This is a genomic window from Pantoea sp. LMR881, from assembly GCF_027157825.1.
GTDB classification, from domain to species: Bacteria; Pseudomonadota; Gammaproteobacteria; order Enterobacterales; family Enterobacteriaceae; genus Pantoea; species Pantoea haifensis.
In genome coordinates this window covers 489294-508740 of the sequence record NZ_JAPVOK010000002.1, presented here as the reverse complement: position 1 = coordinate 508740, position 19447 = coordinate 489294, and the positions used below count along the sequence as shown (strand labels likewise).

General features: G+C 51.8%; 11 protein-coding genes and 5 pseudogenes. 9 read left to right on the top strand and 7 right to left on the bottom strand.

What is annotated here, in order from left to right; translation table 11 throughout:
• Window positions 1-129 precede the first annotated feature (129 nt).
• Window positions 130-1083 (bottom strand): DUF1471 family protein YdgH, encoded by a 954-nt coding sequence (gene ydgH / locus O3W44_RS04170; protein ID WP_269292098.1) that lies wholly within the window; start codon window positions 1081-1083, stop codon window positions 130-132.
• 543 nt (window positions 1084-1626) lie between these two features.
• Here ydgH and pntA point away from each other — a divergent pair.
• Both pntA and pntB read left to right on the top strand, forming a co-directional pair.
• The gene (pntA, locus tag O3W44_RS04165) at window positions 1627-3159 is read left to right on the top strand and encodes a Re/Si-specific NAD(P)(+) transhydrogenase subunit alpha (RefSeq protein ID WP_269292097.1); all 1533 of its coding nucleotides are present in this window, start codon (window positions 1627-1629) and stop codon (window positions 3157-3159) included.
• A 3-nt stretch (window positions 3160-3162) separates the two neighbouring features.
• Window positions 3163-4551: a Re/Si-specific NAD(P)(+) transhydrogenase subunit beta gene (pntB, locus tag O3W44_RS04160; RefSeq protein WP_269292096.1), complete on the top strand. Its 1389-nt coding sequence runs from the start codon at window positions 3163-3165 to the stop codon at window positions 4549-4551.
• Between the two features lie 41 nt (window positions 4552-4592).
• Here pntB and uspE read toward each other — a convergent pair whose 3' ends face one another.
• Window positions 4593-5558, bottom strand: a complete 966-nt coding sequence (uspE, locus tag O3W44_RS04155) for a universal stress protein UspE (protein ID WP_269292095.1) — start codon at window positions 5556-5558, stop codon at window positions 4593-4595.
• A 118-nt stretch (window positions 5559-5676) separates the two neighbouring features.
• A pseudogene (locus O3W44_RS04150) lies at window positions 5677-6428 on the bottom strand (FNR family transcription factor).
• Window positions 6429-6735: 307 nt separating this feature from the next.
• Here O3W44_RS04150 and smrA point away from each other — a divergent pair.
• Entirely contained in the window at window positions 6736-7302 is a 567-nt protein-coding gene (gene smrA / locus O3W44_RS04145) for a DNA endonuclease SmrA (RefSeq protein WP_269292094.1), read from the top strand.
• On the opposite strand, the gene O3W44_RS04140 is transcribed toward smrA, so the two are convergent.
• On the bottom strand, window positions 7299-8219 hold the full coding sequence (locus O3W44_RS04140) for a LysR substrate-binding domain-containing protein (RefSeq protein WP_269292093.1): 921 nt from the start codon (window positions 8217-8219) through the stop codon (window positions 7299-7301). The two genes, smrA and O3W44_RS04140, sit on opposite strands and share 4 nt — an antisense overlap.
• A gap of 325 nt (window positions 8220-8544) precedes the next feature.
• On the opposite strand from O3W44_RS04140, the gene O3W44_RS04135 reads away from it, so the two are divergent.
• Together O3W44_RS04135 and hglS are read left to right on the top strand one after the other, a co-directional pair.
• Complete coding sequence (locus O3W44_RS04135) at window positions 8545-9879, top strand: MFS transporter (RefSeq protein ID WP_269292092.1); 1335 nt, start codon at window positions 8545-8547, stop codon at window positions 9877-9879.
• Between the two features lie 67 nt (window positions 9880-9946).
• Window positions 9947-11284 (top strand): 2-oxoadipate dioxygenase/decarboxylase HglS, encoded by a 1338-nt coding sequence (gene hglS / locus O3W44_RS04130; RefSeq protein WP_269292091.1) that lies wholly within the window; start codon window positions 9947-9949, stop codon window positions 11282-11284.
• A gap of 154 nt (window positions 11285-11438) precedes the next feature.
• On the opposite strand, the gene O3W44_RS24650 is transcribed toward hglS, so the two are convergent.
• A complete protein-coding gene (locus tag O3W44_RS24650; RefSeq protein ID WP_331283432.1) occupies window positions 11439-11645 on the bottom strand; it encodes a DoxX family membrane protein in 207 nt (68 codons plus the stop codon).
• 190 nt (window positions 11646-11835) lie between these two features.
• Here O3W44_RS24650 and O3W44_RS04125 point away from each other — a divergent pair, with 190 nt between their 5' ends.
• Both O3W44_RS04125 and O3W44_RS04120 read left to right on the top strand, forming a co-directional pair.
• The gene (locus tag O3W44_RS04125; protein WP_269292090.1) at window positions 11836-13356 is read left to right on the top strand and encodes a carboxylesterase/lipase family protein; all 1521 of its coding nucleotides are present in this window, start codon (window positions 11836-11838) and stop codon (window positions 13354-13356) included.
• A 195-nt stretch (window positions 13357-13551) separates the two neighbouring features.
• Window positions 13552-15218: pseudogene (locus O3W44_RS04120) on the top strand (methyl-accepting chemotaxis protein).
• Here O3W44_RS04120 and O3W44_RS04115 read toward each other — a convergent pair.
• Window positions 15140-16055 (bottom strand): annotated as a pseudogene (locus O3W44_RS04115) (LysR family transcriptional regulator). The pseudogenes O3W44_RS04120 and O3W44_RS04115 sit on opposite strands and share 79 nt — an antisense overlap.
• 126 nt (window positions 16056-16181) lie before the next feature.
• Here O3W44_RS04115 and O3W44_RS04110 point away from each other — a divergent pair.
• A pseudogene (locus O3W44_RS04110) lies at window positions 16182-17335 on the top strand (methionine aminotransferase); the annotation flags it as partial.
• Window positions 17336-17360: 25 nt separating this feature from the next.
• Window positions 17361-18140 carry a transporter substrate-binding domain-containing protein gene (locus O3W44_RS04105; protein ID WP_269292089.1) on the top strand — a complete coding sequence of 260 codons (780 nt, stop codon included), beginning with the start codon at window positions 17361-17363 and terminating at the stop codon, window positions 18138-18140.
• A 38-nt stretch (window positions 18141-18178) separates the two neighbouring features.
• Here O3W44_RS04105 and pepT read toward each other — a convergent pair.
• Window positions 18179-19404, bottom strand: a pseudogene (pepT, locus tag O3W44_RS04100) (peptidase T).
• Window positions 19405-19447: the final 43 nt, after the last annotated feature.

Genomic DNA, 19447 nt, shown 5'->3' with positions numbered 1-19447 from the left:
ACGATGAAATACCCTGAAAATCAGGCGGCAGATTTTACGGAGTGCGGAAGGCGTTGGCAATGCGTGAATATGCAAAACTGGGCAGGAATTATGCAAACAGCAGGGCGGTGAGCACCGCCCTGCGCGAGGTTACTTAAACAGGTCCGCAGTAACGGTCAGGTTGCCGCCACTCTGGTTCTGCCACTGGCGGGTGACATGGTAATACTTGGCATCTTTATCCGCTGCACGTTTCGCCACTTCTTCAGAGACTTCAGTTGGTGAACCGAAATGCCCGGTAAAGGTGACGGTATCAAACGGCTGCATTTGTGCCGCAGTAATCGCATTGACTTCCTGCACCGATTTACCGTTTGGCAGGTTCACCGTATAGCGTTTACCGGTTGAGCTTTGTGTTTCAAAGAAGCGTCCCACGTCGCTGGACGGGGTTTCTGAAGACGCAACGCCAGGGATCTCTACTTGCTTCGCTGCTGCGCCACCGGCGGCCAGGGCGGCTTTACCTGCTTCGGAATCGGCCGGAATCAGGTTTGGACTTTGCACTTTGCGCTCTTTTGCGTCCGCTTTATAGACATAGGCGGTGATATATTGGTTGCCGCCGTTGTTGGCATCAACCTGACGTACAATAAAGAAAGAAGCCGCACCTTTGGCTTTTGCCGCTTTTGAAATGGCTTCGTTGACGTCAGGCTGGCTGGCAAAGAATCCAGACGCAGAAACGGTATCAAAGGGTTCTAAACGAAAGGCTTCGGCTTTGGGTAGTTCTTTTACGCCATTAAAACTACGGTATGTGGTCTCGTCGACGGCTTTCGGTGCATCGGCTTTGTACAAATCAGCCGTTACGCGCCAGTTGCCGCTATTGCCGTTGCTGTCATTAATACCTTGAATAAAATAAGAGGCGGCACCCATTTCATCTGCACGCTTAGACACCGCGTCGGCAGCATCGCCAATTGCGTTGAAGCGACCGGTGATATTAATACGTTCGAATGGCTTCAACGTGGCCGCTTTTTCTGGCGTTAACTCCTGGGCCGCAAAGGCATTTGCAGCTAACAGCGATAACAAGGCAGACGCCAGAATTGTGTTCTTCAGCTTCATAAAAATGATCCTTCGCCTTACGCAAAAATGAGTACGAAAACGTGCTGGACTCTTGATGTATAACAGATTAGCCGCTGATTATTACATGATATAAACACGCTGTCGCAGCCATTTTTTGCGACTTATCGCGTTAATTTAGCCAAAAGTTTTCATCTTAACGTCATGTAAAGCTGTTATGGCTGCTTTTTCATGCAGATAACCATTTATAGTGGTAAGTCTTAACGGCATAACAGTTAATATATTGTTAAATAACGGTTTTTATCAATGCTATATGCGCCATGACACGATTTTGCTCAGCAGATAATTTTATTTAGCACGGTATAAGCAGTGGTAAAAGGCGGGATTTATTCGCTGGCACTGAATAATTGTGTGAATGTCATAAGTATGGATTATCGCGGTAGATCGTCAGCCATATTTTCAGTAGGTTATAAAGACTTCGAAACAAGTGCATTTCATTCATAAGCGCCTGAAACAGTGTTTCAGGCGTTGTGCTGTTGTGCACATCACAGGCCATCATCCTTTAACCGATGAAAAGGGAACATTATGCTAATTGGAATTCCCAAAGAGCGGTTGCTAAACGAGTCGCGCGTGGCTGCCACGCCGAAAACGATCGAGCAACTGATTAAGCTGGGTTTTAGCGTGGCTATCGAGCATGACGCCGGTAAACGCGCCAGTTTTGATGACGAAAGCTATATCACGGCTGGTGCCACAGTGGCCGACAGCCAGCAGGTATGGCAATCCGACATCGTTTTAAAAGTCAATGCACCTGACGATGAGGAAATTACGCTAACGCGGGCTGGCAGCACGCTGGTGAGCTTTATCTGGCCGGCACAAAATCCTGAACTGCTGGAAAAACTGGCGGCACGCAATGTGACCGTTATGGCGATGGATTCAGTGCCGCGCATTTCCCGTGCGCAGTCACTGGATGCGTTGAGCTCGATGGCGAACATTGCCGGTTATCGCGCTATTGTTGAAGCGGCACACGAGTTTGGTCGCTTCTTTACCGGGCAAATTACCGCAGCGGGTAAAGTACCGCCTGCTAAAGTGATGGTGATTGGTGCCGGTGTGGCTGGCCTCGCGGCTATCGGCGCGGCGGGCAGTTTAGGCGCCATCGTGCGTGCCTTTGATACGCGTCCGGAAGTGAAAGAGCAGGTACAGAGCATGGGGGCCGAATTCCTTGAGCTCGACTTTGAAGAGGAGGCAGGCAGCGGCGATGGCTACGCTAAAGTGATGTCAGAAGCCTTCATCAAAGCAGAAATGGCGCTGTTTGCTGAGCAGGCGAAAGAAGTGGACATCATTGTGACCACCGCGCTTATTCCAGGCAAGCCCGCACCAAAACTGATTACCGAAGAGATGATTGCCAGCATGAAACCCGGCAGCGTCATCGTCGATCTGGCGGCCCAAACCGGCGGTAACTGTGCTTTAACCGTTGCCGATCAGGTCACCGTCACGCCTGGAGGGGTCAAAATCATCGGTTATACCGATCTGCCCAGCCGCCTGCCAACGCAATCTTCACAGTTATATGGCACTAACCTGGTTAATTTAATCAAGCTGCTGTGCAAAGAGAAAAACGGCGAGATCGTTGTGGATTTCGATGACGTTGTGGTACGTGGCGTCACGGTGGTTCGCGATGGCGAAGTCACCCGGCCCGCGCCGCCAATTCAGGTCTCTGCTGCGCCAAAAGCTGCCTCTGCCGCCGCGCAGCCAGTGAAAAAAGCAGAAGAGAAACCGGTATCATCCAGCCGCAAATATTTGCTGATGGCGCTGGCTATCGTGCTGTTTGCCTGTCTGGCTAACGTCGCGCCGAGCGAGTTCCTGTCGCACTTTACCGTTTTTGCGCTCTCCTGCGTGGTGGGTTACTACGTGGTATGGAATGTGAGCCATGCACTGCATACCCCGCTGATGTCGGTAACCAACGCTATCTCGGGCATTATCGTTATCGGTGCAGTGTTGCAAATGGGTCACGGTGGCTGGGTAACCTTCATCTCCTTTATTGCGGTGCTGATCGCCAGCATCAATATCTTTGGTGGCTTTACTGTCACCCAGCGCATGCTGAAAATGTTTCGTAAGGGGTAACACATGTCTGGCGGATTAGTGACTGCAGCATACATTGTTGCCGCAATTTTATTTATTTGTAGTCTTGCCGGCCTCTCGAAGCATGAGACGTCTAAGCGGGGCAATATTTTTGGTATCAGCGGGATGGCCATTGCGCTTGTTGCTACCATCTTCGGCCCGGATAGCGGCAACGTTGTCTGGATCTTGCTGGCGATGGTGATTGGCGGCGCGATTGGTATTCGTCTGGCGAAAAAAGTCGAAATGACTGAAATGCCAGAGCTGGTGGCTATTTTACACAGCTTTGTAGGCCTGGCTGCGGTGTTGGTTGGGCTGAACAGCTACATCGACCATGCGCCAGGCTTGCCGAACGTGATGGAAAATATTCACCTCAGCGAAGTGTTTATTGGCATCTTTATCGGGGCAGTAACCTTTACGGGCTCTCTGGTGGCGTTTGGTAAATTATGCGGCAAGATTTCCTCACGCCCTTTAATGCTGCCGCATCGTCACAAGTTAAACCTGCTGGCGCTGGTGGTCTCGTTTCTGCTGCTGTTGTGGTTCGTCAATAGTGACAGCACCGGTGCGCAGGTCTTCGCGCTGCTGCTGATGACGATTATTGCTCTGGCGTTCGGTTGGCATCTGGTGGCGTCAATTGGCGGCGCTGACATGCCTGTGGTGGTATCGATGCTGAACTCCTATTCAGGTTGGGCAGCGGCAGCGGCGGGCTTTATGCTCAGCAACGATTTACTGATCGTCACAGGGGCGTTAGTGGGCTCTTCCGGTGCCATTCTTTCTTATATTATGTGTAAGGCGATGAATCGTTCATTTATTAGCGTGATCGCCGGAGGCTTTGGTACCGACACGCATGTAGGTGGCGAGGGTGAAGAAGTCGGTGAATATCGCGAAATGAGTGCTGAAGATACGGCAGATTTACTGAAGGCGTCCTCTTCAGTGATCATCACGCCAGGCTACGGCATGGCGGTGGCGCAGGCACAGTATCCGGTTGCAGAAATCACTGAAAAGTTGCGCGCACGCGGTATCAAGGTGCGTTTCGGTATCCATCCGGTAGCGGGGCGTTTGCCTGGACACATGAACGTGTTGCTGGCTGAGGCGAAAGTGCCTTACGACGTGGTGCTGGAGATGGACGAAATCAATGAAGATTTCAGTGAAACCGACACCGTGTTGGTGATTGGCGCTAACGACACCGTTAACCCTGCAGCGCAGGAAGATCCGCGCAGTCCTATCGCGGGAATGCCAGTGCTGGAGGTGTGGAAAGCGCAGAACGTTATTGTGTTTAAGCGTTCGATGAATACCGGCTACGCTGGGGTGCAAAATCCGCTGTTTTTTAAAGAGAATACCCATATGTTATTCGGCGATGCGAAAGCCAGCGTTGAAGGCATACTGAAAGCGTTGTAATAAAAAGGGCGGCTTCATAGCCGCCCTTTTATCGAAGCTCATTATTCTTCATCTTCATCTTCTTCGTCATCATCATCCCGTTCAATCGGGGATCTGAAATCATCCGGCTTGATTGCCAGTAAATCGCAGCGCAGGTGATCAATCACCTGTTCGGCTGTATTGCCAAGGAAAGCCGCAGAGAGACCGGTGCGACCAATGGTTCCCAGAACCACGACGCCAGCGCCTAAATGACCCGCTAAATCAGGGATCACCTCTTCCGGCAGGCCCTTCGCGACATGGGTAAACTCTTCACGAATAGAGAATTTTTGACGCAGGGCCTTCATCGCGACCAGATGCTGCCCGCGAATAGCATCGTTATACACGCTTGGATCAAAATCTGGCAATTCTATTGCAATGTTGATGGGCGTGATGGGATAAGCGCCGACCAGATGAACTTCGGTATGGTTAACCATTTCAGCCAGTTTCACTGTTTCACGAATCAGCTTTTGATTTAGCCCGTCATGATGCGGTTCTTCGCTGGCCAGGTTGACGGCGACAACAGCTTTACCGCCTTGAGGCCGGGGCTGGTCTTTCACCATCCAGACCGGGCAGGGGCATTTACGCAGCAGATGCCAGTCTGTTGGTGTAAAAATAACCGCTTCGAGACGATCGTGTTGATGTGCCATTTTCAAGACTAAATCATGATTGTGGCTCAACACTTCCTGAATGATCGCCTCATAGGGGCGGTTATGCCAGATAACTTTGATTTCAATATCGATTCCGGCATCAAGGTAAGCATGCGCCTGTTCGCGAATCCATTCAGTGCGCTGGCTGATAACGCCCTGACGCATTGATGACCGCTCATCTGGAGAAAGCAGGGTAGTCATCTCATAGGAAAAATCATAGACAGGCAGGAAGGCTTTGATTTTGCCGCCGATGAGTTGGTTAAGATAAACCGCACGGCGAAGCGCCGGCTGATCGTCTTGCTGTGAGTCAATGGCGACCAGAATATTTTGGTACCGGGACATAAGGACATTCTCCATAAACCAAAGCGACTGGTTTAAAGATAGCCTATGTTCATGACGGGAAGAAGTGAAAAAGTTGCTGCCGGATCAATAAAATAACATTTATTTATCCGGCAAAACATTAAGCAACCTGATGGCTCTGACCCGCTAACTCAGTCAATAACGCATGGTTTTCAATGGTGATGTATTTGCCTTTTACTGCCAGCATACCGCTTTTTTGAAAGCGGCCCAGTAAGCGGCTAATGGTTTCAACGGTTAACCCTAAATAGTTGCCGATATCGCCACGTGTCATGGTGAGACGAAATTCGCGCTGAGAGAAACCACGCTGGCCGAAACGGCGTGAAAGATTCCAGATAAAAGCGGCCAGACGCTCTTCTGCATTTTTTTCGAAAGCAACAAAATCATATCCTGATCGCCTTTAATTTCGCCGCTCATCAACCGCATCATTTGCTGACGCAGGGCCGGCATTCTGCCGGACAGATCGTCGAGAGTTTCAAAGGGAATTTCACAGACCATTGCCGTTTCCAGCGCCTGCGCGAAACCGGGATGGTTACCGCTCATGATGGCATCAAAACCCACCAGATCGCCTGCCAGATGGAAGCCAGTGATCTGTTCGTCGCCTTGTTCAGTAATGGTATAGCTTTTCAGAGAGCCGGACCGAAGGGCATACAGCGATTTTAATTCATCGCCTGCTTTGAACAGCGTTTGACCTTTTTGGATAGGCTTTTTACGCTCAATAATGTTGTCGAGTTGATCTAACTCGTGTTCATTGAGTGTAAAGGGAATACACAACTGGCTGATACTGCAATCCTGGCAGTGAATAGCACAACCGCCTGCTTGAATACGACGAATGCTGCGTTTTTCAGGGACCATAATGTTTCGCTCAGTGATAATTGACTGCGGTCAACTTTAACAGTTTTTAAAATGAAAGGAACTTACCGGGATCTCAATAGACTTACAAAGTGTAAGGGCGGTGTAAAGTGCTGAAAATGCCTTCTGGTGCGGCTTGTCGGTTAACGGAATGGCGAGTGTCACGATAAGTTTCCATTTGCTTCATTCGCGCTGCGAAATTTCTTTTGTCTAAAAAAAGCCAAAAAGAGGTTTGGCGCACTGGATGCTAATTTTGCTACTCTTTCTGACGAGCTGATTTTGCGCTCTATTAATAAACAGGTGTTGAACCATGAATCTTAATGACGACGATCTTTTTCGAGACGCCATGGGTGATGTTACTCCCTTGAAAGATACGGCTAACACCCTATGGTTAAAATCCCCTTCAACCAAAGCTCCGCGCCAGACCGAAAGTGAGGCGGAGCAGGAAAATTTCCTGACGCGCGGTGATCTCGACATTGTGCCGTTGAATACCTTACTTGAATACAAAGCTGACGGTATTCAGCAGGGGGTATTAGATAAACTGCGTAAAGGCGAATATCCGCTAAATGCCAGCCTTAATCTTTTGCGACAACCGGTGGAAACCTGTCGTCAGGCCGTCTTCAGTTTTATCATGCAGGCGCGCAAAGAGGGGTTACGTAATTTACTGATTATTCATGGCAAAGGGCGCAATGATGACTCTCACGCCAACATTATACGCAGCTATGTTGCCCGATGGTTAAAACAGTTTGACGATGTACAAACTTACTGCGTCGCGCAATCTTACCATGGTGGTAGTGGCGCACTTTACGTCGGAATGCGTAAAACAGACAAAGCGCGCCTGGACAACCGTGAACGGCACGCTAAACGCAGCCGTTAATTGTGAAACTTTCGAATGGTCGACATCAGCACTTCAGTGCTTAAACTCAACGTATTGCCGGTGCGGGTAATGATTCCCACCGGCTCGCCAGGGCCGGAAGAGTTAACTGGCAGGGCGCATACCGCATTGTGGGCTAAATCTTCTTTTATCGCGCCGGAAGGCACAAACCAAATGTAGTCATAGCGTAATGCAAGCTGACGAGCCAGCGACGTTGACGAGGTTTCTACGCAGTTAGGCGGCAACACACAGCCTTGTTCATCCAGCATCTGCTGGGCGATGCGTCGGGGTGCGGTGCCTTCTGGCGAAATCACAACAGGCCATTGCATGGCGCGCGAAAGCGTGACGTTGTCACTCAGCAGGGGATGTTCAGGCCGGACCACCAACTTCAGCGATTCGAGAAAAAGCAGTTCGTAAGTCAGTCCGGTCATCATCTCGCTGTCGGCCATGCGACCGATGCCAATATCAAACTCTCCAGCCTTTAAGCCCGCTAACAAAACATTATTGTGCAAGGTGGCAACCTGGACGGTGGTATAGGGCTGCAACTGATGAAAACGATCCAGAATTTGTGGCAGCATGCCCATTGCCGCAGTCGTCAACGCCCCAAGACGCACGATCACCGGGCGATCGCTACTCTGCTCGCTAAAACTTTGTCCGGCGTGATTCAGCGCATCTAATACTTTTACTGCATGGGTCAAAAACTGTTCGCCCATAGTAGTAAGCTGTGCACCGAGACGGCCTCGTTCAAACAGCCGCACACCAGTCAACTCTTCAAGCTCATTAAGCGTCTTAGACAGCGCAGGCTGGCTCAGGCTAAGCGTTTCTGCCGCCCGGCCGAGTGTGCCTTGTTGCGCTACCGCAACAAAGGTATGTAAATGGCGCAAGCGAATGCGCTGACTGAAGAGAATATTTTTATCCATCAGATGAACTTAATGACTTTCTCAAAGTGCTGGCAACCTCAAAAACATGAATCTGTTAACTTTGTTGCAAATTTATCTTAACAAAAGGAGGAGTGGAGGCGAATGATGAAATAACTTACTGAAATACAACAAAAAACTTACACAGGCGGTTTTCGGGTGAGATTTTATAAATTGTGTGCAATCAGTCTGTTACTGCAAGAATATTGAATAATTCTCAATATCATATAAAAAACGGGCGTTTTATTATTAACGATCGGCTATCATTAGCGCCGTTTTTTTTACCAAAACTGATGTCTTATCCCGATCGCGAAGTGAGGAGTTTTCAGTGACCAGCATCGAGGCGGTGGATGTTCGCCAGTTAATCAACCAATGCGCGTTAAGCCGTTGGCAAAAACGGTTAATTGCGCTCTGTTTTATCGTAGTTGCCCTCGATGGCATGGACATCGCGATTATGGGATTTATTGCGCCCACGCTTAAAACCGCGTGGGGCGTTTCGAATCATCAACTGGGTGTGGTGATCAGTGCTGCGTTAATTGGGCTGGCTATTGGGGCGATGGTAGCGGGGCCGCTGGCCGATCGCTACGGTCGCCGGGTGATGATTATCCTGAGCGTATTCTTCTTTGGGCTCTGGACGCTTGCCACGGCATTTTCGCAAAACATCGAGCAGATGATGCTGTTTCGTTTTCTTACCGGGCTGGGGCTGGGCGCAGCAATGCCCAACGTCGGCACGTTAGTTGCCGAGTATGCACCCGAACGCCGTCGTGCCTTTATCATCACCGTGGTGTTTTGTGGCTTTACGTTTGGCGCTGCCAGCGGTGGATTTGCCGCGTCATGGTTACTGCCCCGTTACAACTGGCATTCCGTTTTACTGCTGGGTGGCATTTTGCCATTGCTGGTATTGCCTTTCCTGCTGCGCGGCTTGCCTGAGTCGGTGCGCTTTCTCATCAGCCGCCGGGCACCGGCTGTGCGCATTCACGCGATACTCGAACGCATGTTGCCCGGCACGACACGCCCGGATACCCACTTTCACGCCTTTGAAAGCGTGCCTCAACACAGCGGCGCGATCGGCACCGTGATCTCACCGCGTTACCTGTTCGGAAGTATCATGTTGTGGGGCGGTTATTTCATGGGGTTGTTCCTGGTCTACCTGATTGGTAGCTGGCTGCCCTCGCTGGTGAACACCTTAGGCATGTCCGTGACCGAAGCGGCAATTATCACGGCGATGTATCAGGCCGGCGGCACGATTGGTTCGCTGTTTGCGGGCTGGCTGATGGATCGCTTCAATGCCAACCTCGCGCTTGCGGCGATCTATTTTTGTGGTGGCATGGCGATTATCGCGCTGGGCTTCTCGCCTGCCCAGGTTGGCATCATGAGCGGCATCGCCTTTTGTAGCGGTTTCTGCTTTAACGGCGCCAATACCGGCATGAATGCGCTCTCTGCCAGTTACTATCCCACGCATGCTCGCGCCACCGGCTCCAGCTGGATGCATGGCGTTGGCCGGGTGGGCGCCATTCTCAGCGCCTTTGTTGGGGCAGAGATGCTGTCGCTCGGCTGGTCTTTCAGCGTTATTTTTTTACTGCTGGCCATTCCAGCGGCACTCACCACCCTGATGTTATTGCTAAAAAATCGTTACGGCTTTAAGCCGATCACAAATTCATGATTTTTTCCGCTGAGGCCAGCGCGTTGCATTACAGTAGCAGCAACGCTCACGGTGTTTGGTGGATAAGATGGATAACTTTCAAAGTGCGGATGCTATTCGTACACGCTTTTCCCAGGCAATGTCACGCATGTATCAGCAGGAGGTGCCCCAATACGGCACGTTGATGCAACTGGTTATGACGGTGAATGAACGCTGTTTAGAGGCGGATGTGGGGTTAAAGAACCGTCTGGCCGCCGCAGATGAACTGAGTCGGCTCAACGTAGAGCGACACGGTGCGATCCGTGTTGGCACCGCTGAAGAACTCGCGATGCTGCGTCAGATGTTTGCCGTGATGGGCATGTATCCTGTGGGTTACTACGACCTTTCTCAGGCTGGCGTGCCGGTGCATTCAACCGCCTTTCGGCCAGTCAGCGATACCGCGCTGCGCCGCAATCCTTTCCGTGTCTTTACCTCGCTGCTGCGGCTCGAATTAATCGAAGATGAGATGTTGCGTAAAAAAGCCACGGCTATTTTAGCGGCACGCGATATTTTCACGCCTCGCTGTCGTCAGTTAATTCTGCAACATCAACAGCGCGGCGGTTTACACGCAGAAGATGCGGCCACTTTTGTCGATGAGGCTCTGGAAACCTTTCGCTGGCACTCGCACAGCAGTGTTGACAGCGCCACTTACCAGGCGCTGAATCAGCAGCATCGATTAATTGCCGATGTCGTCTGTTTTCCCGGCTGTCATATTAATCATCTGACGCCGCGAACGCTCGACATTGATCGTGTTCAGGCGATGATGCCGTCACGCGGCATAGCGCCGAAAACCCTGATTGAAGGGCCTCCGCGCCGCCAGGTGCCGATTCTGTTGCGGCAAACCAGTTTCAAAGCCCTTGAAGAACCGATCAGATTTAAAGACGGGCATCAGGGTTCGCACACCGCGCGTTTTGGTGAAATTGAGCAACGCGGCATCGCGCTGACAGCGAAAGGAAGGGCGCTCTACGATCGCCTGCTGGCCGAGGCGGGCAGCGGGCAGGATAATCAGCAACATCAACACCATCTTGCCCGCGTTTTTCGGGATTTTCCTGACGATGAGGTCACACTGCGTCAACAACAACTGGCGTGGTTTCATTATCGTCTGAGCGAAAAAGGTCAGTCAGCGCCCCCACAAGCGGGAGAAGAGCTGGAAGCTTTGATTGCTGAAGGGCGCATAGTGGCCGATCCGGTCATTTACGAGGATTTTTTACCTGTCAGTGCCGCGGGAATTTTCCAGTCGAATCTGGGCGATCGGGCGCAAGCGCGCTCATCTGGCCATGCCAGTCGCGCCAGTTTTGAACAGGCGTTAGGCGTCAAAGTCCTGGATGAAATGCAATTGTACGCAGAGCGTCAACAGCTTTCGCTGCAGCGTTGCGGTGTAATGTAGCGGCGACGCAAAGAAAAGGGCGACATTGCTGTCGCCCTTTTCATTTTTTTATTATTTATTGCAGGTGTATGTCTCGTATCAGCGTCTGTCTTCCCGCGCCCATAAACACGATCACCAGCACTCACGTCGGGGTGATGCCAGACGGCACCGCTCTTCATGAGTAGCGTCGCCACCTCATTATCGCAATGATAAAAGCGGTAGGACGCATGAATAAACCCGTGATCATCCTGGCGGGCGCGAGTATTTCCCCGATATCAGCGCCGTAAGCAATGAAACCCGGCAGACCTTTTCCCTCAGCAGCAACCTGCCAGCTTCGGGATGATCGCTGCCACGCACACAGTCGGTGAATTCCACTGAACATGCGTCATGCTTCTTCTCCGGGTTCGCTCTCCAAATTAGAGAAAAAAACGCTGACTGCATATTCAATAGTTTTGATGTTGTTATTCAACCCTTTCCACTGATCTTCAGCTTATTCTGCAAATTCGCCTCAGACATAGACAATATCTTAAGCCCTGCAAATAATGGAAAGACGTTTGATCAGGGAATCGGTAATGAAAAACGAAACAGGTCTGAGGATTATGACTGCTGAAGGCGAGTTGCGAGGGAGCATGGATGATGATCTCTTTGTCTTCAAAGGTATACCTTATGCTGCCGCGCCGGAAGGTGCGCTTCGCTGGCGACCGCCGCAGCCCGTAAAACCCTGGCATGATGTGCGCGATGCCACACTTTTTGGCGCGGCCAGTTGGCAGAACCGTGAATATTGCCTGGCCGTGGGCGGTGGCGATCCTGGAAATTTTAGTGAGGATTGCCTCTATCTGAATGTCTGGACACCTGACATTGAACCCGTGAAACCGCTGCCTGTCATGGTGTGGTTGCACGGGGGTGGCTATACCATCGGCGCAGGTAATCTGGCTCCTTACAATGGAAAACCGCTGGCATCACGCGGGGCGGTAGTGGTGACGGTTAACTATCGGCTGGGGCATCTCGGCTTCTTTGCGCATCCCGCCTTAGACAAAGAGTATCCTGCCAGTAGCGTCGTCAATAACTTTGGCCTGCTCGATCAAATTGCCGCACTGCAGTGGGTGCAGCGCAATATTCCGGCTTTTGGTGGCGATCGTCGCAACGTGACGCTGTTTGGTGAATCGTCGGGCGCACGCAGCGTTTTATCGCTGTGTTGCTCTCCCTTAACGGAAGGGCTGTTTCATAAAGGCATCGTACAGAGCGCCTACAGTTTGCCCGACACGCCGCGAAAAAAAGCGTTGCAACAGGGCGTTGATGTCGCCCGGCATTTTGGCCTGCCAGAAAATGCCAGTGCCGAACAATTACGTGATCTCCCGGCCGATGCCTTTTGGGCGCTTGAGCGTCCGTTAAGCATCGGTCCTGTACCGATTGCCGGGGATGCCGTGTTGCCTAAACCGATGCTGGAAACCTTTTTTGCGGCGCGTCAGCACCGTTTGCCATTGATGGCGGGCAGCAACAGCGATGAGGCGAGCGTGCTGGAATTTTTTAGCGTTGACGCCACGGCAGTGCTGCATCAGTTACGGGATAAAAATCGCTTTAGCTACCGTTTACTTAAGTGGATGTATGACATTCACGACGATCGACAATTAGGACGAGCAGTGGCCCGCGATATGGCGTTTAGCGTGGTGCCGTGGTTAGTGATGCGTGCGCAGCATAACGTTGGCATGCCGGGCTGGCGTTACTGGTTTGACTATGTTTCAGAGAATGCGCGTGATCTTTACCCGCATGGAACCTGGCATGGCAACGAAGTGCCGTATGTTATGAACACCTTAACCCATATGCCTGAAGGCAACGACAACCGACCTTATACTGCGAAGGATCGCGCCTTTTCCGACCGGGTCAGCGATTACTGGTTTACGTTTGCCCGCGATGCCAGCGAGTTTACCCACACGCTAAAGGGAGAGCTGGCGTGGCCGGCATGGCGCGCAGGTGAGGATGTCACGCTGTCACTCGGCGATCAGCAGGAAGATCGTCTGGTACTCAGGCATAACTTTATGAAAGCACGTCTGCGGCTTTTTCGGCTGATGATGGCAAAAATGGTCAGGCTTTGATGCCGCAAATATGTCAGCCCGGCGGCAAATAAGGCACAGCTAACATCATGATTCGTCATTTGTTTCCCTGCGTGACAAAGATATATTGATTAACATGCCTAACAAATAAGTTACATCTTCACGCTTCCCTGCCGATAACCCCTGTATGCCCGCTTCAGGCGGGCCAACACCGGTTATCACCGTAAAGGATTTGGTATGGGAATTTTCAAAAACTTCACAATTCGCACCGTTATGCTTTCCGTTCTGGGGCTGTTTTGTTTGCTCTGGAGTGGCGTCGGCCTGTTTAGTATTCATTCGCTTGGCGCATTGAGCGAAGGCAATGAAGTCGATCGCCACCTGGTTGAACAAATGACGGTGCTGAGTCAGGGCAACGATCAATATTTTCGTGTTGTGACGCGCCTGTCGCGCGTGATGGAAGGCAAAGCTGCGGGCACCCTCCCTGCCGATAGCGCGTGGGAACCGGTGCAGAGTGCGCTTAATAACATGAGTCAAAAACTGGCACGTTTTAAGCAACTGGCGCCCGGCCCAATGGACGCCGAGGTGGTAGATCACGTTATCGACAGCTGGCAGCAGTTGCTGGATGAGGGCGTTTCGCCCCAGCTACAGCGTGCGCGCCAGGAGAATATTGAAGCTTACCGTCAGCAGGCAAACAACGTCACGCCAGCGTTGAGCCGGGCGTTTGGTGCCAGCGCCGAGAAGTTTAATCAGGCCGCAGCGGTGAAGCTGGGTGAGACCCGCATTGCTGTTGATCATCTGACCGCTGTCACTAAAGTGATTATTATAATTGCAGTGATTACAGGATTAATAATTTTACTGTTCACCGATCGTTACTTAGTGGCGATGCTGGTGAAACCTCTGGACCGATTACGTGCGCACTTTATCCTGATTGCGAAAGGGGACCTGAGCCAGCCGGTGCATGAGTTTGGTCGCAACTGTGTTGGCAAACTGGTGCCGTTGCTGAGCGCAATGCAGGATAGCCTGCGTGAAGCGGTGGCAGCCATTCGTGGCGGTACAGAGAATATTTCCCGCGGTGCAGCAGAAATTTCTGCCGGGAATAATGATTTATCGTCGCGCACAGAAGAGCAAGCTGCGGCGCTGGAGCAAACCGCTGCCAGCATGGAGCAACTGACCGCCACGGTAAAATTCAATGCTGATAACGCGCGCCAGGCCAGCACGCTGGCAGAAACAGCGTCAACTACGGCGCAGCAAGGCGGGAATTTAGTTAGTGAAGTGATCAATACCATGAACGGTATTTCAGGCAGCTCGAAGAAAATCGCTGAAATTACCAGCGTCATCAATGGCATTGCATTTCAGACCAATATTCTGGCGCTGAATGCGGCGGTTGAGGCGGCACGCGCGGGTGAGCAAGGGCGTGGTTTTGCCGTGGTTGCCAGTGAAGTACGCAATCTGGCCCAGCGCAGCGCCGGTGCAGCCAAAGAGATCGCCACGCTGATCGAAGACTCCGTACAGCGCGTTGAAAAGGGGCCGAGCTGGTAGGAACGACCGGCACGACCATGAATAACATTCTTAAATCGGTGCAGGATGTCGATGCGATCATGAAGCAGATCGCAGCCGCATCCGAAGAGCAGAGCAAAGGCATATCGCAGGTTGGCGTCGCAGTGACCGAAATGGACAGCGTGACCCAGCAGAACGCCTCGCTGGTAGAAGAAGTTTCAGCAGCAGCCAGTGCGCTGGCGCTTCAAACCGAAGCACTACAGGCTTCAGTGGCTAAGTTCCGCCTGTCAGACAACAGCCTGGCTGTTCGGCCAGCGGCCAAAGTCAGTCAGCCGTTAACATCACCCGCTTTGGTTACGGCTAAGGCTAAACCCGTTGCCGACAACGGTGACTGGGTGACCTTCTGAGACTGACACAGCCACGCCACCAGCTCCTGTAGAAAAGGGGCGCACCCTCCGCCGGTCGCTGCAACAGACTGTATGCAGCGCCGGTTTTCACCTCGCCAGCGAAGGGAGCAATCAGCCTGCCGCTGGCAATATCATTCTCCACCAGATTGCTGTCTGCCACTGTGACACCAAACCCCTGGATGGCCGCGCTGATAGCAAGATCCATGGTGGCAAAATGCTGATTACGCTTCATGGTCAATGTGAGGTTTTGCGCATCGAGCCACAGCTGCCAGTCACGCGTGTCGTTAGTGGGATGTAAAAACGTCATGACCGCTAAATCTGTGGGTAAAGCAGGCGGCGCTAAACTTGCTGCCATTACCGGGATAATCGCTTCGTCAAACAGGTGAAGCGCCCCCGGCGGCGGTTTGCCATAGACAATTGCGGCATCGTAATTGTCGAGTTGCGAGGCATGATCGAGCGTCGTGGTTAATGCAACGTGCAACTCTGGCTTCTGCTGCTCAAGCGCCACCAGGCGCGGCACCAGCCAGCGCATGGCACAGGTAGGCGCTTTAAGGCGAATGCTGGCATGTGTGCGGCTGGCCTTTTCAGTGGCGTTCAACAGCAGGTCAAATCCCTGACGCAGCTCCGGTAACAGCGCCGCGCCCTGTGGCGTCAGACGTAAGCCGCGCGCATGACGATCAAACAGGGGAAACCCAGCCAGTTCTCCAGCGCGGCAATTTTGCGGCTCACTGCGCCCTGCGTCAGACAAAGTTCACTGGCCGCATGGGTAAGATTTTCATGGCGCGCGGTCACCAGAAACGCATGAATGGCATTAAGTGGAAGCGATGAGCGTGACACATTGACCTCGAGCTATGCATTTTTATCATGGCTATTATGACAACAATTCGCTTGTTGTCTCAAGCAGCAATCCGTTGAATAGAAATCTACCTGATTTAAATGTTTATGCAGATAACCGGAGTCAACATGCCCCTGAAAACACCCGTAGAAATTGACTCAAAATTGCCGGATGTGGGGACGACTATTTTCAGCGTTATTGGTCAGCTTTCGGCTCAGCATAACGCCATTAATATGTCGCAAGGCGCCCCTAATTTTCCCTGTGATCCGGCGTTGGTTGAAGAGGTCAGTCGTGCAATGCGCGAAGGGCATAACCAGTACGCCCCCATGACCGGTTTACCGGCATTGCGAGAAGCTCTGGCGCATAAAGTGCTTACGCTCTACGGACAGCAGTACGATGCTGCCAGCGAAGTGCTGATTACCGGCAGCGCCAGTCAGGGCATTTATATGGCGATTACGGCACTGGTGCATCAGGGCGATGAGGTGATCTTTTTGAACCTGCCTTTGACAGCTATGCACCCGTGGTACGTTTGCAGGGCGGCAAACCCGTTGGCCTGAAACTTCAGGTGCCGGACTTTGCTATTGACTGGAATGCATTAGAGGCTGCGGTGACGCCACGCACCCGTATGATTATCATCAACACACCGCATAATCCGAGCGCGCAGGTGTTGTCACCGGAAGATCTCGACCGGCTGGCGGCTCTCATTCGTGATACCGATATTGTGGTGCTCTCTGATGAAGTGTATGAGCACATCCTGTTTGATGGACGTAAGCATTGCGGTATGGCAACCCATCCGGAATTAGCCGGGCGCAGCGTCATCGTTTCTTCTTTTGGCAAAACATTTCACGTCACAGGATGGCGGGTGGGATATTGCCTTGCGCCTGCTGAGTTGATGGCCGAGTTAGTCAAAGTTCATCAATTTATGATGTATGCCGCAGACACACCGATGCAGGTGGGTTTTGCCCACTACCTGCAACACCCGGAAAACTATCTTTCACTGTCAGCCTTCTATCAGCAGAAGCGCGATCGCCTGCTGACACTGATGAAAGATTCACCGTTCAGGTTGCTGCCGAGTGCGGGTTCATTTTTTATGTTAGCCAGCTACGGACATTTCAGTGACGAATCGGACAGTGAAATGGTAAAACGTCTCATCGTCGATCACGGGGTAGCCACTATTCCGCTGTCGGCGTTTTATATGGATGGCACAGACAATAAACTCATTCGTCTTTCGTTCGCCAAAGACGATGCCACTTTGCAAGCTGGCGCAGCGGCGCTGTGTAAAAGTACAAAAATAAGCAGGAGTCATAATGAAAAAATTAAATACGCTGTTTCTTGCGCTCGGTATGATGACATCACTACACGCGCTGGCTCAGGAAAACTTACGCTACGGTCTGGAATCACAGTATCCGCCCTTTGAAAGCCGCAACGCACAGGGCGAGCTGGAAGGGTTTGACATCGAACTGGGCAAAGCCATTTGTCAGGCCGGAAATTTCAACTGCAACTGGGTAGAAAGCAGCTTTGACGCCCTTATCCCGGCCCTACAGGCGAAGAAATTCGACGCGATTAACTCTGCGATGAACATTACCGAGGCACGCGCCAAAAGTATCGATTTCACTAACCCCATTTACCGTATTCCCACCATGCTGGTTGGCAAAGAAGGGCAGAAAATGGCGCCAACCGCAGAGGCGCTAAAAGGCAAAAACATTGGCGTTTTGCAGGGTTCGATTCAGGAAACGTATGCCAAAAAACACTGGGAGACCCAGGGCGTTACGGTGACCTCCTATCAGGATCAGAACCAGGTTTATAACGACATGATCGCGGGCCGTCTTGATGGCACGCTGGTAATGTCTGCCGCCGGGCAGTCTGGTTTCCTTGATAAGCCGCAGGGAAAAGGCTTTGCCTTTATCGGTAAGCCGGTTGAAGACGATGCGATTTTAGGATCGGGGATCGGTTTTGGCTTGCGTAAAGGTGATGCCAGACTCAAGCAGGAACTGGATGCTGCCATCGCCAAAGTACAGTCAGATGGCACGGTGAATAAACTGGCGGAAAAATTCTTCCCAGGCATTGATGTCAGCGTGAAGAAATAACCGGATGCTGTCGGGCGCATTACGCCCGACAGCTTTTCTCAGCGGGCCGCCAGATAACAGAGTTTTTCCGCAACCTGATACGACTTCACAAACGAGGTAATGGGCAAAAACTCAAAGCGCGAATGAAAATTATGTGCGCCAGTGAAAAAGTTAGGCGTAAGCAACCCTTTTGCCGATAACGCTGCGCCATCCGTGCCGCCGCGCATCGGTATCACCTTCGGCTCAATATCCAGCGCCGCCAGTGCCGTAAAAATCAAATCAATTGCCCGGCGGTCTTCGCCCAGAGCATTACTGATATTGCTGTAAATATCGCTTATGGCAATGTCGACGTGACCGGTTGGATAACGTGCGGCAATCTCCTGTGCTGCCTGCTGCAGCTTTTCTTTGCGCGCCTGAAAGCTGTGCAAATCGAAATCACGAATCGAGGCTTTCAGCGTTGCCAGGCTGGCATTAGCCTGAATGTCATTAAACCAGATATAGCCTTCGCGCCCTTCGGTATGCTCGGGGTTTCCTGACGATCAAACAGGCTGATAAAGTCATGTGCCATGAGTAAAGGATTCACCAGCACGCCTTTACCCGACATGGGATGCGCAGGGACGCCAGTGAATTTTATTTCTGCCAACGCGGCGTTGAAGTTTTCATACACCACTTCGCCGAGTTCGCAACAGTCGATAGTCCAGGCAAAGTCGACGTTAAAGCGCGTCTCCAAATCCAGGGCTTTTGCGCCTCGCAGGCCAATCTCTTCATCTGGCACAAACGCCACCACAATGTCACCGTGCTCGCCCTGAAGATTTTCCATTAGCGTCATGACCACCGTTACCGCCGCTTTGTTATCTGCGCCCAGTACGCTGGTACCATCGCTGAAGATAATCTCTTCTCCCAGATAGGGCGCAATTTCAGGATGTTGATCACGGCGCAGCCAAATATCCTGCTGTGCATTCAGACACAGATCTTCGCCTTGCCAGGTTAAAATCTGTGGATGAATATCAGGGGATAAGCCCACATCAACGGTATCAATGTGCGTAATAAAACCGATGCGCGGCGCGTCAGGACGATTACCGCGCTTGATAGCGGTCACGGTGGCGTGCTGATCGATCACGATCTCATCCAGCCCCAGCGTGTGCAGTTCATCAGCCAGCAGCTTCGCCATAGCATGCTGGCTCGGCGTACTCGGCAGCGTCGTGGACTTTGCATCACTTTGGCTGCTTACTGCCAGATACCGAAAAAAACGCTGGGCTAATTGCGTTTCGAGTTTCACAGTCATCACTATTCCTTATTGTTCTGGGGTTCGCCAGCAAGCCGAAACA